General features: G+C 72.8%; 22 protein-coding genes. 7 read left to right on the forward strand and 15 right to left on the reverse strand.

What is annotated here, in order from left to right; all coding sequences use genetic code 11:
- Positions 1-130: 130 nt before the first annotated feature.
- From ACQEVC_RS41310 to ACQEVC_RS41350, 9 genes are all read right to left on the reverse strand, one after another.
- The gene (locus ACQEVC_RS41310; protein ID WP_432889314.1) at positions 131-2533 is read right to left on the reverse strand and encodes a WD40/YVTN/BNR-like repeat-containing protein; all 2403 of its coding nucleotides are present in this window, start codon (positions 2531-2533) and stop codon (positions 131-133) included.
- A 132-nt stretch (positions 2534-2665) separates the two neighbouring features.
- Positions 2666-3148 carry a hypothetical protein gene (locus ACQEVC_RS41315; RefSeq protein WP_432889317.1) on the reverse strand — a complete coding sequence of 161 codons (483 nt, stop codon included), beginning with the start codon at positions 3146-3148 and terminating at the stop codon, positions 2666-2668.
- An 18-nt stretch (positions 3149-3166) separates the two neighbouring features.
- Positions 3167-4045, reverse strand: coding sequence for a carbohydrate ABC transporter permease (locus ACQEVC_RS41320; protein WP_432889320.1), 879 nt, complete (start codon positions 4043-4045; stop codon positions 3167-3169).
- Positions 4042-5145 carry an ABC transporter ATP-binding protein gene (locus ACQEVC_RS41325; protein WP_432889323.1) on the reverse strand — a complete coding sequence of 368 codons (1104 nt, stop codon included), beginning with the start codon at positions 5143-5145 and terminating at the stop codon, positions 4042-4044. Before ACQEVC_RS41325 ends, ACQEVC_RS41320 begins: the two co-directional genes overlap by 4 nt.
- Complete coding sequence (locus tag ACQEVC_RS41330) at positions 5142-6419, reverse strand: ABC transporter substrate-binding protein (protein ID WP_432889325.1); 1278 nt, start codon at positions 6417-6419, stop codon at positions 5142-5144. The genes ACQEVC_RS41325 and ACQEVC_RS41330 overlap by 4 nt, the downstream gene beginning before the upstream one ends.
- Positions 6416-7306, reverse strand: coding sequence for a carbohydrate ABC transporter permease (locus ACQEVC_RS41335; protein WP_432889328.1), 891 nt, complete (start codon positions 7304-7306; stop codon positions 6416-6418). The genes ACQEVC_RS41330 and ACQEVC_RS41335 overlap by 4 nt, the downstream gene beginning before the upstream one ends.
- A 91-nt stretch (positions 7307-7397) precedes the next feature.
- Complete coding sequence (locus ACQEVC_RS41340; RefSeq protein ID WP_432889331.1) at positions 7398-8438, reverse strand: PASTA domain-containing protein; 1041 nt, start codon at positions 8436-8438, stop codon at positions 7398-7400.
- Positions 8435-9766: a hypothetical protein gene (locus ACQEVC_RS41345; protein WP_432889333.1), complete on the reverse strand. Its 1332-nt coding sequence runs from the start codon at positions 9764-9766 to the stop codon at positions 8435-8437. The genes ACQEVC_RS41340 and ACQEVC_RS41345 overlap by 4 nt, the downstream gene beginning before the upstream one ends.
- 178 nt (positions 9767-9944) lie before the next feature.
- Positions 9945-10508, reverse strand: a complete 564-nt coding sequence (locus ACQEVC_RS41350; protein ID WP_432889335.1) for a MarR family winged helix-turn-helix transcriptional regulator — start codon at positions 10506-10508, stop codon at positions 9945-9947.
- A gap of 155 nt (positions 10509-10663) precedes the next feature.
- Between ACQEVC_RS41350 and ACQEVC_RS41355 the strand changes: the two genes are divergently transcribed.
- Positions 10664-11323: an FMN-dependent NADH-azoreductase gene (locus ACQEVC_RS41355; protein WP_432889337.1), complete on the forward strand. Its 660-nt coding sequence runs from the start codon at positions 10664-10666 to the stop codon at positions 11321-11323.
- 87 nt (positions 11324-11410) lie between these two features.
- Entirely contained in the window at positions 11411-12208 is a 798-nt protein-coding gene (yaaA, locus tag ACQEVC_RS41360) for a peroxide stress protein YaaA (RefSeq protein ID WP_432889340.1), read from the forward strand.
- Here yaaA and ACQEVC_RS41365 read toward each other — a convergent pair.
- From ACQEVC_RS41365 to ACQEVC_RS41380, 4 genes are all read right to left on the reverse strand, one after another.
- Positions 12195-13508 carry an adenylosuccinate synthetase gene (locus tag ACQEVC_RS41365; protein ID WP_432889342.1) on the reverse strand — a complete coding sequence of 438 codons (1314 nt, stop codon included), beginning with the start codon at positions 13506-13508 and terminating at the stop codon, positions 12195-12197. The genes yaaA and ACQEVC_RS41365 overlap by 14 nt on opposite strands.
- Positions 13505-14467, reverse strand: a complete 963-nt coding sequence (locus ACQEVC_RS41370) for a hypothetical protein (RefSeq protein WP_432889344.1) — start codon at positions 14465-14467, stop codon at positions 13505-13507. Before ACQEVC_RS41370 ends, ACQEVC_RS41365 begins: the two co-directional genes overlap by 4 nt.
- 29 nt (positions 14468-14496) lie before the next feature.
- Complete coding sequence (locus ACQEVC_RS41375) at positions 14497-15474, reverse strand: molecular chaperone DnaJ (RefSeq protein ID WP_432889346.1); 978 nt, start codon at positions 15472-15474, stop codon at positions 14497-14499.
- A 131-nt stretch (positions 15475-15605) separates the two neighbouring features.
- Positions 15606-16358: an NUDIX hydrolase gene (locus tag ACQEVC_RS41380; protein ID WP_432889348.1), complete on the reverse strand. Its 753-nt coding sequence runs from the start codon at positions 16356-16358 to the stop codon at positions 15606-15608.
- Between the two features lie 254 nt (positions 16359-16612).
- Here ACQEVC_RS41380 and ACQEVC_RS41385 point away from each other — a divergent pair, with 254 nt between their 5' ends.
- From ACQEVC_RS41385 to ACQEVC_RS41395, 3 genes are all read left to right on the forward strand, one after another.
- On the forward strand, positions 16613-17410 hold the full coding sequence (locus ACQEVC_RS41385; RefSeq protein ID WP_432889350.1) for an SAM-dependent methyltransferase: 798 nt from the start codon (positions 16613-16615) through the stop codon (positions 17408-17410).
- A gap of 211 nt (positions 17411-17621) precedes the next feature.
- Entirely contained in the window at positions 17622-18782 is a 1161-nt protein-coding gene (locus ACQEVC_RS41390; RefSeq protein ID WP_432889352.1) for a histidine kinase, read from the forward strand.
- Positions 18779-19435, forward strand: coding sequence for a response regulator (locus ACQEVC_RS41395; RefSeq protein WP_432889354.1), 657 nt, complete (start codon positions 18779-18781; stop codon positions 19433-19435). The genes ACQEVC_RS41390 and ACQEVC_RS41395 overlap by 4 nt, the downstream gene beginning before the upstream one ends.
- Here ACQEVC_RS41395 and ACQEVC_RS41400 read toward each other — a convergent pair.
- Positions 19432-20043 carry a hypothetical protein gene (locus ACQEVC_RS41400; protein WP_432889357.1) on the reverse strand — a complete coding sequence of 204 codons (612 nt, stop codon included), beginning with the start codon at positions 20041-20043 and terminating at the stop codon, positions 19432-19434. The genes ACQEVC_RS41395 and ACQEVC_RS41400 overlap by 4 nt on opposite strands.
- Before the next feature lie 100 nt (positions 20044-20143).
- Between ACQEVC_RS41400 and ACQEVC_RS41405 the strand changes: the two genes are divergently transcribed.
- Complete coding sequence (locus ACQEVC_RS41405; RefSeq protein WP_432889359.1) at positions 20144-20803, forward strand: MBL fold metallo-hydrolase; 660 nt, start codon at positions 20144-20146, stop codon at positions 20801-20803.
- A 21-nt stretch (positions 20804-20824) separates the two neighbouring features.
- Here the strand turns inward: ACQEVC_RS41405 and ACQEVC_RS41410 are convergent, their stop codons facing one another.
- On the reverse strand, positions 20825-21100 hold the full coding sequence (locus ACQEVC_RS41410) for a hypothetical protein (protein WP_432889361.1): 276 nt from the start codon (positions 21098-21100) through the stop codon (positions 20825-20827).
- 412 nt (positions 21101-21512) lie between these two features.
- Here ACQEVC_RS41410 and ACQEVC_RS41415 point away from each other — a divergent pair, with 412 nt between their 5' ends.
- Positions 21513-23720 (forward strand): choice-of-anchor P family protein, encoded by a 2208-nt coding sequence (locus tag ACQEVC_RS41415; protein ID WP_432889363.1) that lies wholly within the window; start codon positions 21513-21515, stop codon positions 23718-23720.
- Positions 23721-23892 lie beyond the last annotated feature (172 nt).

The following is a 23892-nucleotide window of genomic DNA, read 5'->3' on the forward strand; positions in this document are numbered from 1 at the left end:
CCAGGTATAGACGACCGGTCCCTGCCCGAGCGTCGTCCCTGGATCGCCAGTGGCCGGAACACCGCGGGGCGGGGGCGTGGAACTCGTCCACACCCCCGCCCTGGGCAGTACCGCTAGGTTGCGCTCCTGCTCACCGGGCCCGGCAGGAGGCGAGTGCGCCGACGACCCCCACCCCGGGCTTGCGCAGCGGCAGCCGGGTCGACGCTCCCGGGCACCGGGGCACCTTGATGTCGTAGACGCCCCGGCCGAAGGTGGCGGCGGTCAGTTGCCGGGTCGGCTCGTGATACCGCAGGTACATCACGGCCGCCTGCGGCAGGTTGGTGCCGAGCGCCGCCCACTCCCCGCCGTTCCACGCCGAGAGGTAGACCCCGACATCGGTACCGACCACGAGCAGGCCGTCAGAGGTCGGGATGACCGAGTTCACCGGCGCGTCCGGCAGGCCCCGGCCGATGTCCGTCCAGGTACGACCGCCGTCCTGGGTCACCATGACGTGCGGGCGGTCGCTGCCGGACCGGAAGCCGGAAAAGGTGGCGTACGCGATGTTCTTGTCCTTCGGGTGCACCGCGACCCGGGTGACCCAGGTGCCGGGGAGTTCCGCCGGATCGACCTGGTGCCAGTTCTGCCCGGTGTCGTCGGTCCACCAGAGCCGGCCGTCGTCGGTGCCGACGTAGAGCTTGCTGCCGTCGGTCGGCGCCGCCGCAAGCGTGGTGACGGTGCCCCACGGGTAGCCGTTCGGGTCGTTCGGGCCGCCGCCGGTCAGGTCCGGGCTGATCGCCGTCCAGGTCCGGCCGTTGTCGGTGGACCGGTTGACGATGTTGCCGGCGTAGTACATGACGTCCGGGTCGCTCGGGTCGAACTGGAGCGGCGTCTGCCAGTTGCGCCGGTCCGAGACGGTCTGGTTGGTGCCGATGGTCTGCCGTGGGGTGCCGCCGCTGTTCTCCGAGCGGTAGCAGGAGCCGTACTGGCTGCACCCGAAGACGATGTTCGACGCCTCGGGGTGGATGACCACCTGGAGCCCGTCGCCGCAGCCGATCGCGTCCCAGGGGCCGCCCACCCCGTTGTAGCCCCGGTTACAGCCGTTGTCCTGCGCCCCGGCCACCTTCAGCGCCGGATCGGTCTCGGCGACGTCGACCGTGTAGAACTGGGTGTACGGCTCGTACGTCGCCTTGGTCCAGCCGCCGACCCCGTTCACGTCGGAGCGGTACATCCCGCCGTCGTTGCCGAGGTAGGCCCGGTCCGGCACCTTCGGGTCCCAGCGCATCACGTGCTGGTCGGCGTGCACCCCGCTGACCGAGGCGAAGGTCTGCGCGCCGTCGGTCGAGCGCACCAGGTTCACCCCGGCCAGGAAGACGTGCTCGGCGTCCAACGGGTCCACCCAGAGCTTGCCGAACCACCAGCTGAAGGTGGACTGCGACGCCTGGTTGGCGGTGACCGGGGTCTGGGTCCAGGTGTCGCCGCCGTCGTCGGAGCGGTAGAACGCCCGGAACGGGCCGAGCGCGGTGCCGACGTACGCGTAGAGCCGCTTCGGGTCGCTCGGCGCCAGCGCCAGGCCCCAGCGGCCCTGGTCGGCGTCGGTCGGCAGCCCGTTCGTCATCCGCTGCCAGTTCCGGCCGCCGTTGTCGGAGCGCCACAGGCTGGAGCCCGGCCCGCCGTACGTCCGCTGGTGCGGCTCGCGCAGGTGGTCCCAGAGGGCGGCGTAGACCCGGTTCGGGTTGGTCGGGTCGATCAGCACCTCGGTCGCCCCGGTGGTGCCGTTCGGCGGGGTGAGCACCCGGCGCCAACTGCTGCCGCCGTTCTCGGAGAGGTAGACGCCCCGCTCACCGCCCGGCTTGAAGAGGTTGCCGGCGGCGGCGGCGAAGATCCGGCGCTCGTTGCGGGGGTCGATGGCGAACCGGGCGATGGCGTGGCTCTCCGTCAGCCCCACCCGCTGCCACGTCCTGCCCCGGTTGTACGACCGGTAGACCCCGTCCCCGCCGAAGGTGATCGAGCCACCGCCCGGCTGCGCCTCACCGGTACCGGCGAAGAGCACTCCGCTGCGGGTCATCGCGACCGCGCCCATGCTCTGCACCCAGTTTCCCGGCCAGACGGACTCGTAGGTCATCCCCGCGTCGCGGGACTTCCAGATCCCGCCGGAGGCGGCGGCGACGAAGATCTGGTCGTCGACCGAAGGGTCGACGGCGATGTCGACGACCCGGCCGCCGATGTTGGTCGGGCCGAAGAAGTGCCACTTCTGCCGGGCCAGGTCGTGGTACGCGCCCCGGCTGCGCACGGCGATCCCGTCCGCCTCGCCCCGGGCCCTGACGTACTTGGCGGCGGAGAGTTCCCGGCTGCCGTCGCTGAGCCGCTGCGAGGTCATCCACTCGGCGGGCATCTCCATCGGGCCGGTCGGCATGCTGGTGGCCAGGGAGAGCTGATCGGTGGGTTGCGGGGCTCGGGAGGTCGACGACGAGGAGGCGAGGGCGCCAGCGGCGAGCAGTACCAGGGTCGCGGTGACTGCCGTGCCGCGGCGAGGTGGGCGGGGTGTGGCCTTCATGCGGGCTCTCCTGTCCACACCGGAGTGCGATCCGAGTCCGGTCGGTGTGCGGCCAGGCTAGATTGATCGCGGATCAAGGTCAATGAACCGCTGTCCCATTTCGACCTCCGGGCCAACCCCCCAGGCCGGGTGCTATCCGCCGCCGCTGCGGAACCCCGGCAGGCCCGCGTCGTCGGAGTCGGGGCCGACCACGGCGGTCAGCGCGGTGCCGTCGGCGCAGAGCGCGGTGGCCCGCAGGTACATCCGCCGGTCCTGGGCCCGGAGCAGCACCTCGGACTCGAAGACCTCGTCCTCGACGCTGAGCAGCTCGATGTCGGTCCGCTCCTGGTAGTGCGCCCGTACGTCCAGCGGGGTCAGCCGGACCGTCGCCTCCACCGTGGTCAGCGCCCCCTGCGCGGCCGTACTCGTCACCCGGGCGCCCTCCGGCAGCACCAGACCGGCGACCTCGGCGGTGACCTCGGTGCCCTCGTCCATCGGCACCCGGTCGCAGCTCGGCAGGTTCGCCAGCATGGCCTCGTTCCGGTCCGTGGTCGCCGACCCGCCCGTACCGCCGTCACCACCGCAGCCGGCGAGCCCCAGCACGGCGACGGCGAGCACGAGCACCCGGGATCTCATCGGTGCAGGATGCCACGGTCAGCGCAGCACCCGCCAGCGTCGTACCGCGAGCAACTGCACGGTGATGACGGCCGCGCTGATCACCATCAGGACGATCGTCAGCAGCGCCCCGTAGGCGAATCCGGAGAACTCGAAGGCGTGGTCGAAGATGTAGACCGGCAGGTACTGGGTCGCGTTCGCCGGGCGGCCGTCGGTGAGGACGTACGCCGGCACGAAGTTGACCTGGAGGGTGAGGATCGTGTCCCGGACCGCCAGCAGCACCAGCACCGGGGCGAGCAGCGGCAGGGTGAGCCGGCGCAGTTGCCCGAACGGGCCGCAGCCCTCCAGCGCCGCCGCCTCGTAGAGCCGCCCGTCGAGCAGGCGGCGGGCGGCGAGGACGACGAGAAAGCCCTCCCCGATCGGGAAGAGCAGCATCAGCACCACTCCGACCCGGGCGGTGGTCGGCTCGGCCAGCCAGGTGTAGCCGGGGTGCCCGACCAGCCCGAGGAGCTGGTTGAGCGGGCCGTAGAGCGGGTTGAGCACCCAGAGGAAGAGCACCGCCAGCGCCACGTCGGGGATCACCGTCGGCAGGTAGACGGCGACCCGGAACCACCTGCCGCCGGGCCTCGGCGCGGCGAGCAGCAGGCCGAGCCCGACCGCCGCGAGCAGCCGCAGCGGCACCGAGACCGCGACGTGGAACAGCGACGCCTCCAGGCTGTCCAGGAAGAACTCGTCGGCGAAGAGCCGGCGCAGGTTGGCCAGCCCGGTGAACCGGGGGTCGCGGGTCAGCCCGGTGTGGTCGGTGAAGGCGTACCCGACGTTGAGCAGCGCCGGCAGCGCGATCAGCAGCAGCACGGCGACGCCGTACGGGGCGAGGAACATCCACGGGGTGAGCGGACGCCGGGACCGACTGCTCATCGACGTCGGTCGGTCTCGGCGACGCTTGCTCGGCGCTGGCCGGTCTCGGCGACGCTTGCTCGGCGCTGGCCGGTCTCGGCGACACTTGCTCGGCGCTGTCCGGTCTCGGTGTCGAAGCGGTGCAGCCGGCGCGGGTCGGGGCGCAGCCGCAGCCCGGCACCGGCCCGCAGCCCGTGCCGGGGTCCGGTCCGGACCGCCAGCCGGGTGCCGTCCGGGCAGCGGGTGAGCAGGATCGCCTCGCTGCCCAGCGCCTCCACCGCCTCCACCGTCGCCTCGACCGGCCCGTCGGGGTCGACGGCGATGTCCTCCGGACGTACCCCGACGGTCAGCCCGGGGGCGTCGCCGAGCACGCCGCCGCCGGGCACCAGGTTCATCGGCGGGCTGCCGAGGAACCCGGCCACCACCAGGTCGGCCGGTTCGTCGTAGACCTGCTGCGGCGGGCCGACCTGGCGGATTCGGCCGGCGTCCAGCACCGCCAGCCGGTCGCCGAGGGTCATCGCCTCGGCCTGGTCGTGCGTGACGTGCACCATCGTGGTGCCGAGATCGCGGTGCACGGCGAGCAGGTCGGCCCGGGTGGCGAACCGGAGCTGGGCGTCCAGGCTGGCCAGCGGCTCGTCCAGCAGATAGACGGTGGGCTCCCGGACCAGGGCGCGGGCCAGCGCCACCCGCTGGCGCTGCCCGCCGGACATCTGGTCCGGATAGCGGTCCAGCAGGTCGGCGATGCCGAGCCGCTCGGCGGCGGCCCGGGCCCGCCGCTCCGCCTCGGCCCTCGGCACCCGGCGGACCCGCAACCCGAAGAGCAGATTCCCGCGTACGGTCAGGTGCGGGTAGAGGGCGTAGTCCTGGAAGACCATTGCGACGGCCCGCCGGTGCGGGGGTACCGGCGCGATGTCGGTGCCGTCGACGAGGATCCGGCCGGAGTCCGGCCGGTCCAGTCCGGCGACCAGTCGCAGGATCGTCGACTTGCCCGAGCCGGAGGGCCCGACCAGGGTCAGCAACTCGCCGGCCCGCACGTCGAGGTCGACCTCGCGCAGCGCGGTGACCGAGCCGTACGCCTTACCCAGCGCCTCCAGCCGGATCGCGCCCCGGTCGGTACTCACCGCGGCGGGTCCCGGAACAGCGGCCGTACCTTCTCCTCCAGTTGGCGCAGCCCCTCCTCGCGGCCGACCCGGCCGTAGAACACCTCCTCCAGCAGGGCGTCCGTCTCGCGTTCGACCCGGGACCAGGTGGCGGTGCGCGGGGTGGCCCGCAGGTGCGGCTCGGCGTCGAGATAGACCTGCGAGGAGCGTGGCGGCAGGCTCGGCTTCAGGAACTCGTCGGAGCGGGCGACGTCGAGCCGGGACGGCACCGTACGCCCCGACGCGGCGAGGATCCGCTGCCCCTCGGCACCCATCGCGAACTCGATGAACCGCCAGGCGTCGCGGTGGTCGGGCCGCCCGGCGCTCATGCAGTACGCGTCGCTGTGCAGGATCGACGCCGGTTTCCCGCCCGGCGCGACCGGCAGCGGTGCCCCGTCCCACTCGAAGTCCCTGACGGTACGCAGGGTGGGGACCGCGACCCGGCTGTTCAGGTACATGCCGAGCGTGCCGCGCAGGAACCGCGCCTCGCTCGACTCGCTCTGCTCCTCGGCGTCCGGCGGTACGACGTGGTGCACCAGTTGCAGGTCGAGGAACCAGTCGACCGCCTCGCGGGTGGCCGGCGCGCCGGTCAGGGTGAGCGTGCTGGGCCGGTCGGGGTCGTCGACGAGGTCACCGCCGTTGGACCAGACGAACGGCGCCAGCCGGGGCACGCTCGGCTCGACGCCCACCCCGTACCGGCCGTCCCGGGTGAGCGCCTTCGCGGTGCCGAGGAAGTCGTCCCAGGTCCAGCCGGCCTTCGGCGGGGTCACGCCGGAGGCGCGGAACAGGTCGGCGTTGTAGTAGACGACCAGTGACGAGAGGTTCTGCGGCAGGCAGGTCAGCGTCTTTCCGTCGAACCGGAAGGCGTCCAGGGCGGCCCTGCTGAAGTCGCCCTCGGCCAGCGCCCCGCTGGAGTCCAGATAGGACTGTGCGGGCTCGATCGCGTCCTGCGCGGCGAACTGGCCGTACCGGCGGTAGTTCAGCAGAAAGACGTCGGGTGGGGTGCCGCCGGCGAACGCCGTGGTCAGCCGGGCCATCAGCTCGTCCTGGGTGGCCACCGGGGAGAGCGTGACGTCCACGTCCGGGGTGGCCTTCTCGAACGCCTCGATCATCGTCCGGTAGCCGGCGATCTCCTCGGCGTCGCCGAAGAGCACGACGGTGATCCCGGCGCTCTCCCCGGGATCGTCCGCGCCGCAGCCGGCGAGCAGGCCGGCGACGAGCAGGCCGGCGGCCCAGCGCCGCCAGGATCGGGTCATCTGCGTCCTCCAGAACTCAGTGCCGCCAACGGATCGTCGTCGAGCAGGATCCGCTGGGCCAGCAGGAACACCAGTACGCAGGGCAGGGTCGCCACGACACAGCCGGCCATCAGCAGCGGCCAGTCGGTCGGGTTCAGCAGGCGCAGGAACTGCAACCCGAGCGCGTACGTGTAGCGGTCACCGCTGTGCAGGTAGAGCAGCGGGTCGATGAAGTTGGCCCAGTGGTAGGTGAAGGCGAGCACCGCCACCGCCAGGGTGGTCGGGCGTACCTGGGGCAGCGCCACCCGGCGCCAGACCGACAGCCACCGGGCGCCCTCCAGCCGGGCCGCCTCGAGCTGGCTCTCCGGCACGCCACCGAAGCTCCACGCGTAGAGCAGCACCAGGAACGGGCTCACCGCGAGCAGGGCCGGCGCCAGCAGCGGCAGGTACGTGTCGACCACCCCGACCAGCCGGAACAGCTCGAACCGGGTCGCCCATACGGCGGTGACCGGGACGAGCAGCACCACCAGCAGGCCGAGCACCACCCGGCGCCGGGCTGCCGGGCCGAGCAGCCGGATCCCGAACCCGGTCAACGAGGCGGCCAGCACCGTCAGCGGTACGGCGAGCGCGACGACCAGCGCCGAGTTCGCCAGGTAGCGGAACAGCGGGATCAGCTCGGGCAGCCGGGCGTACGCGGCCAGCGTCGGCTCGGGCGGCAGAACCTCCAGGGTACGCGGCGGCGGGAGGCCGGCGGGGCGGAGCGAGCCGACCACCATGAACCACAGTGGAGCGGCGAAGAGCGCCGCGACCAGGGTCGGCACCACGAACCGCCCGATCGTCCGGGCCGTCCGGCCGCTCGCCGGGCGGCGTCGCGGACCCGACGCCGCTGCGGGGAAGGTGCCCGGCACGCCGCGAACCGCCATACCGACCCGCGACCCGCCTCTCACCACGCTTCGATGACCGATCCCGCCGCTCGGCGCCATCCTACGCCGATGATCGTTACGGTCGTACAGCCTCGATCTCACTGGTGGCACGCGACCGCCGCTCCGGCGCCGCCGTGGAGCGCGCGGGTGACGGCGACACGAGCGCGGGTGACGGCGGCGCGGGCGCGGGTGACGGCGGCGCGGGCGGGCGCCCTTGCGGGCAGAGCGCGTACACCACCTCGGTCTGCTCCCGGACCCTGGTGCCCGCCGCCGGGGACTGTTCGACCACCCGGCCCGGCCGGCAGCCCCCGCCCCACCGCTCCGACCCGGGTACGGCGCGCAGCCGGGCGGTGTGCAGGTCCCGTACGGCGTCCGCCTCCGGCAGCCCCACGACGCCCGGCACCGGCACCTCGGGCGGCCGGGTGGCCAGCCAGAGGCCGGTCCCGCCGAGCACGAGCAGCAGCGCGCAGAGCCCGAGCAGCAGGGTCGGTGGGCGCGGCCGGCCGTTCCGGTCCCGGCCGGACGGCGGCAGCGCGTCGGGCCGCCAGGCCGCCACGGATGGTGCCTCCCGGCCCGGTGACATGGAACGGGGCTGCCCCGGTGGCGCCGAGCGGGCCTGCCCGCCGTCCCCGGCGCGACCGGCCGGTCGTCCGACAACCTCCGAGCGCAGCGGGTACGGCTCCGACACCGCCGTCCGGTACGCCGCCTCGTCGGCGTGGAACCGGCGGAAGGCGTCCAGCGCCACTTCGCGGGCGTACCGCAGGTCGGCTTCGTCGACCCGGGTCACCCGGCCGCCCCGGCACACGAAGCCGTACGCCAGGACCAGTGGCCGGCCGGCCCGGTCGAGCAACGGCGTGGACCGGCCGGGACCGGTGGCGCCGGTGTCGGCGGTGCTGGGCCGCAGGGTGCGGTAGACAACGCAGAGTGCCCCGCCCGGGCCGACGACCGCGACCACCGGTGGCGCGTCCGCCGGCACCTCGCCGGTCACCGCGGCGAGCAGCCCGTCCGAGTCGTTCCGGTCGGCCAGCGGAGCCGGGGTGAGCAGCATCCGGTAGCCGGCGTCCCGACCGCGACCGACCAGGAACGGCCAGCCGGACCGGGCCGGCGCGGCGCTCACCGGGCACCCCAGGTGGTGAGGTCGGAGGCGGGGAGCTGCCGGCGGAGTACGACCATGTTCTCCCGGAACTCCTCCAGCACGGCCTGCCTGGCGAGCCGGATCTGCTCGGCGGAGCGGTGCGCGTCGTCGATCGTCTGCGCCACCTCCCGGGCCTTCGCCTCGAACGGCTCCCCGACCCAGTCGAGGAAGGTGCTGACGATCTGCTCGCTGAACGCGTTCCGCCCGACGGCCAGGCCGACGGCGAGGCGTACGGCCTGTCCGGCGGGGCGGGCCAGGAACCGGCCGACCGCCGACACGGTCTCGGCGGCGGAGAGCCGGGAGAGTGCCCGGGACTCCTCGACGATCTTCCGCTCGACGGCCTCGTCGAGCTGCGCGCTGACCTGCCCGAAGAGGTCGGGCAGCACGGCGCAGAGCGGCAGTTCGACGTTGACCGGCCGGAGCCGGCCGTGCCGCAGTTTGACCATGTGCCCGTCGGCGGCCATCGTGGCGAACTGCCGTCCGATCGCGGAGACCGGGATCAACCGGACCATCTTGCGCGCCCGGCGTCGCTGCTCGACCAGGTTGCGGATCGGCGGGTACGACAGCAGTTCCTTGCGGGCCAGTTCGAGCCGGTCGTTCTCCTCGTCCTCTTCGGCGCCGACGGTGTCGAACAGATCCCACTTGGTGAGGACGAAGTGCACCGGACACTCGGCCCGACGCATCAGCACGATCATCGGGACGATGGTGTTCTCCAGGTAGAGCTGGCCCTCCCGGCCACCGCGCAGCGCGTCTACCATGCGTCGGCCGTCGATGATGCCGAAGATCGCGTGCGCGGCGCCCAGCCGCTGCTCCAGATCTTGCTGACTGGCCTGCCGCCCGTGCGCCGGTACGCTCGCCGCCCGCCCGCCGCCGACCAGTTCCCCGGCGTAGTCGAGGTAGTTGAACCGGAGTACGGCGTGATCCCGACCGCCGGCCGTGCCGACGCAGTCGAAGGTGAACGAACGAGTCTGTCCGATCATCGTCCCGGGCGGCCAGGTGTCCTCCGGGTCGCGCAGGGTCGCGTAGAGGTCGGTCAGGTCGGCCGCCTGTTCGAGCCCGGTGACGAGCCGGAAGCCACCCTCGCGCAGCTCGGTGCTGAGCCGGTGGAACATGCTGGCGAGCAGGACGGTCTTGCCGGTCTCCTGGGCACCGAGGGCGACGATGTTGAAGGTCGGCAGTTCGGCGCTCACGTCGATGGTGGACGGACCGCCGGCCGGAGTGGTCTCCGCACCGCGGCGGCGCCGCACGACGACCATGACGATGCCGGCCGCCGCGACGAGAAGCAGCAGCGATACCCAGGTTGACAGCATGGGTCACCGATTCCGGACGAGGTACAGCCGGGCCGGGCGGCCGCGGCTCACCAGTACAGAGGCGGCTACTCCCGGCCCAGATACATCCGTCGGCGGATTTGTCCGCGAGCGGTGGACCACCGGCGGCGCACGGCTGGCCCTCGGCGCGATCGGGATCGGTCCCGTCCGCGTGGCGCGGTCAGCGCCGGCGGCGGCTCCGGTTTTCCTGCTCGTTCAGCTCCTCGACCACCTGGCAGGCGTTGTGCATCGGGTCGAGCCGGTCCGCGTGTATCGCCACGCGTTGCAGGAGTTCCTTGAAGGCCGACTCGTCCCGGCCGAGTACCCGGAGGATCTCGGCCTCGGCGTTGGCCAGGGCGGCCTGCCGGTCCTGCCAGAGCGCCTTCCCGGCCTCGGTGGCGACCACCCGGCGACTGCGCCGGTCGGCCGGGTCGGGCTGCCGGGAGACCAGTCCGGCGGCCTCCAGGTCGTCGATCAGGTAGGTGAGGACGGTCCGGTCGATGCCGAGCTGGGCGGCCATCGCGCCCTGGTTGGTGGCCAGGTTCTGGCTCGCCGAGGCGACGACCTGGTAGCCCCGGGGCCCACCCGGCACGTCGTTGACGATCTCCTCCGCCGCGCGGAGGTAGCGCCGCATGATCACCCCGAGCGCCCAGCCGAAGTCGTCCTTGAGCAACTCCGCCGCGATCCGACCGCCGCCGTCCTCGGAACGGGCGGCGGATGGCGCGGGAGCTGCGGTGTCGGACACGTGACCAGCATACCCGTCTGGAAGATCATCGCCCGCTAGATGTTCTGTGAGACAGAAATATCTGACCGAAGATAATATAAATCACAGTTCTGCTGTTCAGCAGTCGGTCTGTGGCTAACTTGGTCGCGATTACAGAACTTCTTTCGGAGGTAAGAGTGAGCCTGTTCCGACTCGACGCCAGCATCCGCGGCGAGCAGTCCGTCAGCCGGGCCGTCGCCGACACCGCCGAGGCGGCGTGGACCCGTACCCACCCGTCCGGGCTGGTCATCCGGCGCGACCTGGCCGCCTCGCCGGTGCCGGCCGACGCCTGGCCGGCGGCGGTCAGCGCCGGATTCGTCCCGGCCGACCAGCGCACCGAGGCCCAGGCGCAGGCCGCCGCCCTCGCCGCCGGCTACGTCGACGAACTCGTCGCGGCCGACGCGTACCTGCTCGCCGTGCCGCTCTACAACTACGGCGTGTCCCAGCACGTCAAGTCCTGGATCGACCTGCTGCTCACCGAGCCCCGGCTGGCCCCGGGCCAGGAGTCGCCGCTGCGCGGCCGGCCGGCGGCGCTGATCGTCACCCGGGGCGGCGGCTACGGTCCGGGTACCCCCCGGGAGGGCTGGGACCACGCCACCCCGTACTACCGCCGGTTCTTCGGGGACGTTCTCGAACTGGACCTGCACGTCAGCGAGGTAGAGCTGACCCTGGCCGAGATCACCCCGGCGATGGAGCCGCTGCGGGACCTGGCCCGGCAGAACCTCGAAGCCGGGCACACCTCGGCCGGCAAGCACGGCGAACTGCTGGCCCAGCACGCCCTCGGCAAGGCGGCCTGACCGACCGCTCCGACCGGTACGCGTCCGGGGCGGCCGCCCGGCACGCCCCGTACGCGCCGGCCGGGCCGCTGCGTAGGCTTGCTGGTCGTGCTGATCCTGCTGCCTCCGTCGGAGGGGAAGACCGCGCCCCGCTCCGGCCGGCCGGTGAATCCGGACGCGCTGACCCAGCCCGCGCTCAACCCTGGACGGGAACGCGTCCTCGACGCGCTCGTCGCACTCTGCGCCGGGCCGGACCGGGACCGCGCCCGGAAGGTGCTCGGGCTCAGCCCGGGGCAGGACGAGGAGCTGGACCGCAACGCCCGGCTGCGCACCGCGCCGGCCCAGCCGGCGGCCAAGGTCTACACCGGGGTGCTCTACGACGCACTCGGCCTCGGCACCCTGCCCGGTCCGGCCCGGGCCCGGGCCCGGCGTTCCGTACTCGTCTTCTCCGGGCTCTGGGGGGCGATCCGGATGGACGACCGGATCCCGGCGTACCGCTGCGCGGTCGGGGTGAACCTGCCCGGGGTGGGCGGGCTGGCGGCGTACTGGCGCGCGCTGTTCGACCCGGTGCTCACCGAGACGGCCGGCGGCGGACCCGTGCTCGACCTGCGCTCCAGCGGGTACGCCGCGATGTGGCGGCCCACCGGCCGGCTGGCCGAGCACACCGTCACGGTCCGGGTGCTGCACGAGCAGATGGTCGCCGGGGAGGTCCGGCGGTCTGTGGTGAGCCACTTCAACAAGGCCAGCAAGGGTCGGCTGGTCCGCGACCTACTGCTGGCCGGCGCGGCACCCCGGTCCCCCGGCCGGCTGGTCGAGGCGCTGCGCGACCTGAAGTACACCGTCGAGGAGCAGCCGGTGGTCGCCGGCCGCCCCCGTCAGCTCGACCTGGTGGTCACCGAGCTTTGACGCCGGCCGGGGTCGCCCGGCCGGCGTGCCGGGCGCCCGGTCGAGACGGCGGCCGCGCGCCGCACCCGCTGCCGGGACGCTTGTCGGTGGCCCGGGGGCCGAACGACGTCATCAGCACCGGCAGGTCGAGTAGCGCACCGATCGTCGTCGGCCAGTCGTCCGGCCGGAACAGCACGGCCGGCCGGGCCCGGTGCAGCAACGCCGTCAGCTCCGCCTGGTGTGCGAGATCCCGCGCCGGGCCGGGAATCAGCCGGAACAGCGGCGCCCGGGCCACCTCGTAACCGGTGCAGATCCGCAGTGCCGGTTCCCGGTCCGGCGCGTCGGCGTGGGTGACGGCCAGCGCGTCGACCCCGCCGCAGACCTGCACGGCGTACCGGTGCGCGACCGCGTCGAAGTGACCGACCCGGAACGGGCCCTGCCAGCACCCCGTCCCGTTGTGCGGCTCCGGCAGGCGCAGCGCCGGATCCTCGGTGACGAACGGCCCCGCCCCGTGCCGGGTGGTGTAGGTGCGCACCACGCCGAGCCGCAGCGCCGACCGGTCCGCCTCGGCCAGCAGGGTCGCCGCGTTGTCGAAGGTCGTGGTCGACCAGGTGGTGTACGGGTGCCAGCCCCGCCACTCGTCCAGCAGCACCCCCTGGGCACCCTCGAAGACGCACGGCCCGGCGCGGAGCAGGCGCCGCCGCACGGCGGTCCCGTCCACCACCGCGACCGCCTCGCCGAACGCCCGGAACGCCGCCAGCACGTCGTCGAGCGGCGGTGCGTCGATCGGGCCGAGTTCGTCGGTGAGCCGGTCGCGGAGCCGGGTGAGCCGGCGACGCAGGCGTACCGGATCACGAACGTCGGCGACCCGCGGCGCGTCGGGGTGGCGCTGCGCGTACGCCATGGTCTCGCCGACCCCGACCCCGCACGAACCGTGCCGGTCGGCACCGCGCCGCAGCTCCCGGAGCTGGTTCGCGGCGCGGTGCCACGGGGTGGCGAGCAACGCGTCGCCGTCCACGGTCAGCAGCCCGAACGGGTCCGGCACCCCCGATCGGGCCAGCGCCGCCGCCTCGGCCGCCAGGGCCAGCGGGTCGACCACGACGAACCGCGACAGGTGGGTGGGCACCCCGCGCAGCGTGCCCGAGCCGAACTGGGCGAAGGTGTGGTGCCGCCCGTCCGGCGTCACCACGTTGTGTGCGGCCTGCGCACCCCCGTTGAACCGGATCACGGCGGTGACCGGCTCCCGCGCGCAGAGCCAGTCCACCGTGGTGCCCTTGCCCGCGTCCCCGTAGCCGAGGTCGACGACGACGGTGTGGTTCACAGCCGGAGGTTTCCGCCGGTGCCGTCGTCGAGCCCGGTCAGGGCCACCGAGCTGCCGGCCGGGCCGCGCCGGACCGTCGCCAGCGCCCGGCCGACGCTGGCGCCGACGGTCGAGCCGACGTCGTCGAGATCCCGCAGCCCGGCGTCGAGGTCGATGGCCTGCTCGCCGAGCCCGACGGTGAGCGCTATGGTCTCGCAGACCGCGTCGAGGTCGTCGAGCTCCAGGACGTTCTGGCCGAGCAGCTTCCGCCAGGCGTTCAGGATGCGCGGATCGCCGGCGTAGTTGGATCCACCCGGCAGGATGTAGTAGACCTCGAAGCTGCGCCGCAGCTCGCGGACGATCTCGGTGACCGCGATCGGCTCGGTGAGCTGGTCGCCGATCACCCGGCGGACCTCGGCCGGCTTGACCCGGTCGTACGGCAGCTCGTCGCCGATCAGGAAGAGATAGCCGGGCCGGCCGCGCTTGCGTACGCTGTCCAGCTCGGTGTGCCGGGCCATGAAGTACATCGCCAGCTCGTACGACTCGGTCTGCTGGCCGCCACCGCCCCCTTCCAGGACGATGTTGGCCAACTGGTCGTCCATCCGGTTGTCCGACTCGAACTGGCCGACCTGCAACGGCACCCGGTCACAGGTGGCGTCGCCGACCGCTCCGAACAGGATCTGCGGGTCCCGGGCGTAGCCCTTGCGCAGCAGCAGTCCCAGCAGTTGCGGCAACTTCGCCTGGAGCACCCGGGGCACGTCGCGCATCGAGCCGGTGACGTCGAAGAGTACGGCGATCGGGGTCGAGTGCGGGTGCTCGGTGCTGTCCCGGCTCTCCCGGGCGGTCACCTTGTAGGGACTGAGGTCGGGATGCGCGGTGCGGGCACCGCCGTCGCTGTAGGCGAACGGGCTCGCCCCGGTGGCCGCGCGGTAGCTCGCGGCGGCCGAGTACACGTCGGTGGACCAGCGTCCACTGCCCATGGTGCTTCCCTTCGGTCGGGCCTGAGGGATCAGGCCGGCATGGCGAACGGTCGAAATCGGCGGGGGCCGTAGAGGTCGTGCAGCAGGTCGTCGAGTTCGGCGAGCAGCCGCCAGGCGTCGTCGGGGCGCATCGTCGGCCGCTCCAGGCGGCAGCCGTCGGCGAACCGGCGCAGCGCGGCCGGCAGGCGCGGACCGATCAGCCGGGCCATCAACTCGGCGGCGGCATAGAGATCGGTGGCCGGGGTGGCAGGGCGGCGGCCGGGCACCTCCGGCGGATAGCTGTCGCGGTGCCGGGCGACGAGCGCGGGTATCCGCTGGCCGGGCGGGACCGAGTAGCACCAGTCGACCAGGGCGAGGCCGTGTTCGGCGGGGTGGATCAGCACGTGCTCGGGGAGTACCGCGCCGTGCACCAGGCCGGCCCGGTGCGCCCAGCCGAGCCCGACCAGCAGCCGGCGCCACATCCAGGCGGCGTCGCGCGGGTCGACCCCGTCGGGATGCCGACGGGCCACCTCGGCGAGGCTGACGAACCCGTCGAGCCGTTCCAGCACCGGTCCGGTGCGCCGGATCCCGGTCGCCGGGTCGTCGTGCGTGACGGTGTCCAGCAGGCGCGGCGCGTAGGCCCGGAACCGGTGTTCGCCACAGCGGGCGAGCCGGTCGAGGGCGTCGATCTCGGCCCGGGCCAGATCGCCGTCGACCGGGTCGCGGGGCAGTTTCAGCAGGCCGCGCAGGGGTCCGTCGGCGACCTCGCGCAGGGTACCGACGTCGCCGCTGGCGAATTCGGCGCCGACGGACCAGCGGTGCCGGCGGGTCCGGATGACCGCGCTGCTCGCGGTCCAGAGCGTGGCGAGCCGGGCCAGGGCCGCCGTCGCGGTCGCGGTGCGACCGGCCGGTGCGACGTCGGGGTGCAGGATCTTGACCAACCGGCGGTACGTCGTCGCGCCGTCGACGAATATCTCGGCCGGGGTACGCGCCCGCTCCACCAGGGCGACCGCCTCGTCGAAGGTCATCGTGCCCTCCCCTTCCGGTCGGCTTCCGGCGCTGCTCCGTCGGCCCGGACGGGTCGGCCGGTAGCGCCCGTTGCGGCACGACGGTCCCGCCCCGCCGGGCCCGTTCCTCGCCCCCGAACCGTCGGGCCGGTTCACCGGACCTGCTCCTCCCGGGTCGGCCGGAGCAGGGCCGGATGCAGCAGGGTGGCGTCGCCCGCCCGGTAGAGCCGGGCCCTCGGCCCACCCCGGTCACCGCCCCGGCTGGTCGTCCCGCCGGTGCTCTCCACGAAGCCGGGCACCGACAGCACCTTGCGGTGGAAGTTGCCGGGATGGAGCTGCTCGCCCCAGACGGCGGCGTAGACGGCGCGCAGTTCCCCGATGGTGAACTCCGGCCCGAGGAACGCCGTGCCCAGCGGGGTGTACTCCAGCTTGGCGCGGGCCCGTTCCAGGCCGTCGGCGAGCACGATGTCGTGGTCGAAGGCGAGGTCCCGGACGTCGTCCACGGGTAGCCACGCGGCGCTGGCGGCGTCGCCGCCGGCCCGGGGATCCGGCAGGCTCGGCGCGAATCCGAGGTATGCCACGGACATCACCCGCATCCGCGGGTCCCGCCCCGGGTCGCCGTAGGTGCGCAACTGTTCGAGGTGGACCCGGGCCAGGGCCGCCTCGCCCGGGCGCAGCCCGGTCTCCTCGGCCAACTCGCGGCGGGCCGCCTCGGCCAGCGTCTCGTCCCGGACGAAACCGCCCGGCAGGGCCAACCGCCCCCGGTAGGGGTGTTCGGCCCGTTCCACCAGCAGTACGTGCAGGGCACCGTCCCGGATGGTCAGCACCACGATGTCGACGGTGACCGCGACCGGTGGGAACGCCGTCGGGTCGTAACCGGCCAGAAACGTGGACTCCGGGCGCATCGGTGAGACCTCCGTTGTTCTCATCTTGAGTCTTACTCACCTGGAGGAAAACTTACCGCGCGACGGTCGCCCGCTCAACCCCTCGGGCCACTGTTTCCGGGCGCGAATCGCGTACCGCCACCGCACGGTGACCGTGCATGCAGAGCCGCCGGGAAGCCCCTTTCCTGCCGGCCCTCCGCACCGGCACCGGCCCGGTCGGCCGGCTAGGATCGGCTCGCCGTTCGCAGCCCTCGATCCCACTTCCGGGAGTGCTCGTGACCAACCAGGACTCCGTGCCGTCCGGTATCGACACCACGCAGATGAGTCACGCCCGCGCGTACGACTACGTACTCGGCGGCAAGGACAACTTCGCGGTGGACCGGGAGGCGGCCAAGCAGGTCATCGCGCTCGCCCCGGACCTGCCCGCCCTCGGAAAGGCCCAGCGGCGGTTCCTGCTCCGGGTCACCCAGATGTGCGCCGACGCCGGCATCACGCAGTTCCTCGACATCGGCGCCGGGATCCCCACCGCGCCGAACGTGCACGAGACCGCCCGGGCCATCACCCCGGACGCCCGGGTGGTCTACGTGGACAGCGACCCGATCGTCTTCATCCACAACCGGGCCCTGCTGGCCACCGACGAGAACGTGGCCTCGATCCAGGCGGACGTCCGCCGGCCGGACGAACTCCTCGAAGATCCGCAGGTACGGCGGCTGATCAACTTCGACGAACCGGTGCTGCTGCTCTTCATCGGCCTGTTCCACCTGGTCACCGATGCCGAGGATCCGGCGGCGCTGATCGCGCGGTTCCGCGAGCGGATGGCCCCGGGTAGCTACATCTGCATCTCCCAGTTCTGCATCGACGGCAGCGACCCGGCGGCCAGGGCCAAGCTGGAGGAGATCTCGATGAACTCCCCCGCGCCGATGACGTTCCGCCATCGGGACGACATCGAACGGTTCTTCGACGGCTTCGAACTGCTCTCGCCCGGCGTCGTCGACGTGCAGGAGTGGTGGCCGGACGAGAAGGCTCCGCCGACCATGCTCAAGGTCGCCGCCGGAGTCGCCCGGAAGCCGTAGCCCCGGCAACGGCCCGTGCCGACCCTCCGGGTCGGCTGAGGTCATGGGCAACCGGGTCGGCTGCGCCATCTCGATTTCCGTCGACCGATTCGTCGCCGGGCCCGGGCAGAACCGGGAGCAGCCTCGCTGACCCCGCCGGCGGCCACCGCCGGGCGCGCGACCCTACTTTCGGCCGGTTCGGCAGCCAGCCGGGTTCCGTAACCTGGCCAGCGTGAACGTTCCGAAGCGGCTGGCCGGCCGGGCCCGGGTCGCCGCCGAAGCCGGGCTCGGCATCCTGTTCGTCGCGGCCCTCGTCGACACGGCGGCCGCACTCGCCGCGAGCTGGGGTGGCCGCTACTGGCTGTTCGACTGCGCCGCCGGAGCGGTGGCCGGCGGCATCGCCCTGGCGCGTCGGCGCCACCGGCTCTGGGCGGCGGTCGCCGGCCTCACCCTCGCGGCCGTCGCCATCCTGGTCGCCCGGTCCGCCGGACTGCCCGCCGAGCCCGGCCCCGCGATGGCCCTCGCACTCTCCGTGCTGGTGGGTTCCGCGATCCGGACCCTGCCGGCACGGTCCGCCGCCGCGATCGCGATCGCCGGGCTGGCGATCGTGGTCGGTGCCCATCTCGCCTTCCCGCCCTCCTCCGGCATCGGTGTCGGCGCCGTCCCCGGGCTGAACGCCATGGGCTGGCTCGCCGCGCTGACGGGCGGGCTGTGCCTGCGGCTGCTGGCGGCCCGCCGCCGGGCCGTGGCCGAGCGGGTACGCCGGGACGAGCGCCTGGAACTGGCCAGGGAACTGCACGACGTCGTCGCCCACCACATCACCGGCATCGTGGTGCAGGCCCAGGCGGCGCAGATCGTCGCCCGCCGGCACCCCGAGCGGGCCGGTGCCGCCCTGGCCGGCATCGAGTCGGCCGGCTCCGACGCGCTGGCCGCGATGCGCCGGGTGGTGGGGCTGCTGCGCGACGCCGACGACGCGGCCCCGACCAGCGCCAACCCCGAACAACTCGGCGACCTGGTCAGGCGCTTCGAGGGCCACGGGCCGGCGGTACGGCTGCGGCTGCCGGACGGGGAGGACACCTCGACGTGGCCGCCCGAGGTGACCAGTACGGTCCACCGGGTGGTGCGGGAGTCGCTGACCAACGTCGCCCGGCACGCCCCGCACGCCCGGTCGGTCACGGTGACCGTCGCCCGGGACCGGTCAGCGGTCACGGTCGAGGTCGTCGACGACGCCCCACCGGGCGGGACACGCTATCCCCACCGTGCCGGCTACGGGCTGATCGGGATGCGGGAACGCCTCGAAGCGCTCGGCGGCACCCTCCGGGCCGGGCCGTGTCCCGACGCCGGCTGGGCGGTACGCGCCAGCGTGCCCGTACCGGCCGGGAGTCGCCGATGACGATCCGGGTGCTGCTCGCCGACGACCAGGCGATGGTGCGCAGCGGTCTGCGGCTCATCCTCGAGGACCAGCCGGACATCGACGTGGTCGCCGAGGCGTCCGACGGGGGCCAGGCGGTCGCGCTCGCCCAGCGGCTGCGCCCGGACGTCTGTCTGGTGGACATCCGGATGCCCCGGCTCGACGGCATCGAGGTGACCCGCGCGCTGGCCGGGCCCGACGTCCCGGACCCGCTCCGGGTGGTCGTGGTCACCACGTTCGACCTCGACGAGTACGTCTACGGCGCGCTGCGCGGCGGAGCGGTCGGCTTCGTACTCAAGGACGCCGGCCCGGCGCTGCTGGTCGAGGCGGTCCGGGCCGCGCACGCCGGAGACGCCCTGGTCTCGCCCTCGGTCACGGTCCGGCTGCTGCGCCACCTGCGGGCCGTGCGGGCACCCGGCACCGGGCGGCCCGCCCGGGCGCTCTCCGAACGGGAGATCCAGGTCGTCCGGGCCATCGCCCGGGGACGCACCAACCAGGAGATCGCCGCCGAGCTGTTCATCTCGCTGAGCACGGTCAAGAGCCATCTCTCGGGCATCCAGACCAAGCTGGGGCTGCGCAACCGGGTCGAGGTCGCGGCCTGGGCCTGGGAGAATCACGTCGTCGGGCTCGGTTAGGGACGGAGGGCCCGGACCAGCGGACCCGCCCGCCGCCGGCCGGCGAGCCGGTCGAGCAGCGGTGCCATCGGTACGAGCACCTCGACACCGTCGACCCGTTGCCGGTGGCGCACCGCATCGACGGCGATGTCGCGGACCGGGTCGACCGGGTCGTCGAGCCGCAGCAGCAGGTACGGCAGCACGAACCGTTCCTCGCTCGCGGCCAGCCGACGCAGCCCCGCCTCGCGCAGCCGACCCGACCGGTCCAGCGTCAGCAGCGCCGCGACTCCGGTCGGGTAGCTACCGGAGTCCTCGACAAACCGGCCGGCGCTGCTGTCAGTGCCGGCGCTGCTGTCAGTGCCGGCGCTGCTGTCAGTGCCGGCGCTGCTGTCAGTGCCGGCGCTGCTGTCAGTGCCGGTGCTGAGCAGCGGTTCGAGTGAGTGGTGCCGACGTCGATAGGTCTCCGCCAGGAACAGCACCGACTGCGGCGTGGCGGCCCGGAGCACCGCGTCGAGCTGGCCAGCGGCTCCAGCCGGATCCTCGGACCAGTGGCGCAGCAGCTCCGTCACCCGGCTGTCCAGACGCTCGGCGTTCCACCGCTGCGCCCAGTCACCGCGCCCCTGCCGCATCCGGCCAGCGTACCGGCCCTGGTAGGGACCCGCCCGATTCCGGGTTTGCCCCCGCGACGTCCGGGTAGCCGGTCGGGATACCTGGAGAAGGGTCGGCGGTGTGAGGATCGCGAAGTACCTGCACTCGTGCCTGCTCGTGGAGCAGGACGGGGTGCGGCTGCTGATCGATCCCGGCCGGTTCGGTTTCGTCGAGGGGCGGGTACGCCCGGAGGACTTCGGTCGGCTCGACGCCGTCGCCCTCACCCATCACCATCCGGACCACGCCGACCCGGAGGCGCTGGTCGAGATCGTGCACCGGACCGGGGCGCGACTGCTCGGCAATCGGGAGACCGCCGAGGCGCTGCGCGGACACGGGCTCGACGTGACCGTGGCGGAGACCGGAGAGCACCGGATCGGGCCGCTGCGCCTGGATGCCGTTCCCGCCGACCACGAGCCGATCCTCGACGACCACACCCCGCGCAACACCGGCTATCTGGTCGGCGGGCGGCTGCTGCACTGCGGCGACTCGCTGCACCCGGGACTGCTGGCGTACCGGGGTGTCGCGGTGGCGGCCGTACCCGTGATGGCGCCCTTCCTGACCGAGCGCGCGGTGGCCGGCTTCGTCGCCCAGCTTCAGCCCGGTGCGGTCCTGCCGGTGCACGACGGCTACGCCCGGGACTTCTTCCTCCGGCAGCGCTACGAGACCTACCGCCGGTACGTCGAGCCGCTCGGCATCACCTTCCACGCCCTGGCCGAGCCGGGGGCCAGCATCACGATCTGACCAGGCACGACGCCCCGCCGCTCAGGGTGTCACGGCAATGTTGGTCAGCCCGCCGGTCGCGTTCGTCACGGTGTTGCTGGCGTACACCGCGTTGAGATTGCCGGCGCACTGGGAGGTGAAGGTGACGTTGACCGCCCACCGGCCCACGCCGCCGAGGTCGGAGCTGCTGCGCCGCCACACGTCGCCGCAGCGCTGCGGCTCCGGCGAGCAGCACGACCAGGCCGGCGGCGACGGCGGTACGCGGCGCGGCAGCGGGTACGGGTACCGGGGCTCCTCCCCTCGACCTGACGACGACAACCGTCAATCGACTAGCCCCCTAACAGTTCTCTTCCCGGCACGCACCGGTACGACGACGAGTGGGGCGCCCGGGATGCGGACGGCTGTGGACGGCACACCCGGATAAAGATCCATTCAGGTCTGGCCGGGGATGTCGAAACCTGTGGCCGTCTCACCGGTCTGCCCACGACCCGGCATTTCGCCAGTCGTCAAGGGACGGTCCGCCCCCGTCGCAACACGAGCGGCCGGAACTACTCAGTCCGTTCATCCAACCATTGACTAATGCATATCAGATCGACAGAAACAGAGCTACCTGAATTCAGTCAACGGGCTGTCTGTTAACGCGCAAGAACTACATTCACCTCCCTCCATACTCCGTCTGCGTGAGCTCGGGTCGTACCCCCGTTTTCCACGCCCGACAAAGGAGGAATCAATGAAGCGTGCAAGGTCAGCCTGGACCGGCACCACGGTTGTCTCGGTAACGGCGCTGGCACTCGTTCTCGCGACCGGGATACCGGCGGGAGCCGTCGACGGCAACCTGCCGGGCGGCACCAGCATCTCGGTCACCATCGACACCCCGACCGACGGGGCGGTGCTGCCCCCGGGTCCGGTGACCGTGACCGGCACGGCGGCGGTCGGCACCGGACAACCGGTGGCCAACACCGCGGTCGTCTACGTGCTGGACGTCTCCGGCAGCACCGACGCGGGCGCCAACAGTTGCGGACGGATCATCGACTGTGAGATCGCCGCCGCCCGGAACCTCAACAACAAGATCGTGACCGATTCCGCCATCGCCGGCACCGTCGGCAGCGTCGGGGCGGTGGTCTTCGGGTCGACAGCGGTGGCCGCCGATGTCGTGCCGGGCGGCACTCCCGACGAACTCACCACCGGCCCGGACAGCGACCTCGGCGGTACCGGGCCGGACGCGGGCGATCGGGACATCGAGGAGGTGCTCGCCTCGGCCTTCTCCAACGCCGCGGGCAACGGCGGGGTCGACGACTTCACCCACCGCGAGGTCGAGGGCGCTACCGACTTCGCCGACGCGGTGACCCGGGCCCGGGCAGTGGCCGACGAGATGGACGAACAGCGCAAGATCGTGGTCTTCCTCTCCGACGGCGTTGCCACCGACGGTGCGGACGGCGGCGTGGCGGACGCGCTGGTGGGCACCCCGGAGGAGGTCGACATCTACACCTTCGCGGTCGGTTCCGGCTCCTCCTGCACGGACGACGGTGAGGGCCGCGGCAGCCTCCAACAGATCACCGCCGCGACAGTGCCGGGCGGGCAGTGCGTCGAGGTACCCACCGAGGCGCTGCCGGACTTCCTGCCCGGCATCATCACCTCCGAACTCAGCTCGCTGGCGCTGAGCACCACCGGACCCGGTGGCCCCTACACCCCGATCGGCAACGCCGACATCCAGCCCGACCTGCCACAGGCACCCGGGCCGAAGAACGTCACCTACAGCACCAGCACCCCGGCACTGGCCGCCGGTACGCACGAGATCTGCGTACGGGCCTTCGGCAGCGACGGCGGCGGCACCGGCTTCGTCACCGACTGCACTACGGTCGTGATCAACGCCCCGCCGGTGGTCGAGGCGGGCGGCCCGTACTCCGGGCAGGAGGGCACCCCGGTCGGCATCGCCGGCGACGTGACCGATCCGGACGGCCCACCGGCCACTCTGGACTGGGACGTCAGCGGTGGCGGCGAGCCGGGCGCGACCTGCGCGTTCGGTAACCAGGCCGCGCTGACCACGACGGTGACCTGCACCGACAACGGGATCTACACGCTCACCCTGACCGCCGACGACGGGGTCAACCCTCCGGTGGAGGCCACCGCCACGCTGACCCTGACCAACGTCGCACCGGCGGTCAGCATCTCCGCCCCGGCCGACGGCGCGCTCTTCACCCGGGGCACCCCGGTCAGCTTCACCGCGCCGTTCACCGACATCGGCACCAACGACACGCACACCTGCTCGGTCGACTTCGACGACGGCAGCCCGCTCGCCGCCGGCACGGTCAACGAGGCCGCCGGAGCCGGCACCTGCACGATCAGCCACGCGTTCACCGCGCTCGGCCCGCACAACGTGCTGGTGCGGGTGACCGACGACGACGGCGGTTCGGCCACCGCCGTGGTCCGGGTGGTCGTCTACCTGCCCGGCGGCGCCTTCGCGCTACAGGCGACCGGACTGCTGTTGACCATCCCCCGGACCCCCGACGTCACCTGCCCGCCCAATGACGCGCGGACCTCGGTGGCGGTCAACGCGCCGCCGCTGTTGACCACCGGGGTACTCAACGCCAGTTGCACGCTCGACCCCGACACCGGTACGACCACGGCCCGGGCGACCGTCGCCGGTGCCAACCTGCTCGGCGGTCTGGTCAACCTCTCCACCATCGAGAGCACCAGCGTGGCCGGACCGGCCGGCATCACCCGGACCTCCCGGGTGGTCGGCACGATCAACGGTGCCGCCGTCGGCACCAGTAGCCCGGTGACGATCGGCATCCCCGGGGTCGCCGTCGTCTACCTCAACGAGTCCACCACCAACCCCAACGGGCAGCTCGTGCAGACCGCCGTCCGGGTCCAGGTGCTCGGACTGCTCGGCCTGCCGAGTGAGGAGATCGTCCTCAGCCGGAGCTACCTGGGCTGACGACCGGCACGGCATCGGGGTACCGGGGCAGCCGCTCCGGTACCCCGACGCCGTCGCCCCCCGGCCGCGAATGGTCATTCCGTTGCGGAATTCCGCAATGGATCCGAGAATTGATCTCTATCTCGTGGGAAAACCGCTATCGTCTGTCTCCACGACCCTGTATGTGTACGTC

Origin of the sequence: Plantactinospora sp. CA-294935, from assembly GCF_050936445.1 — a bacterium.
Classification (GTDB): Bacteria; Actinomycetota; Actinomycetes; order Mycobacteriales; family Micromonosporaceae; genus Plantactinospora.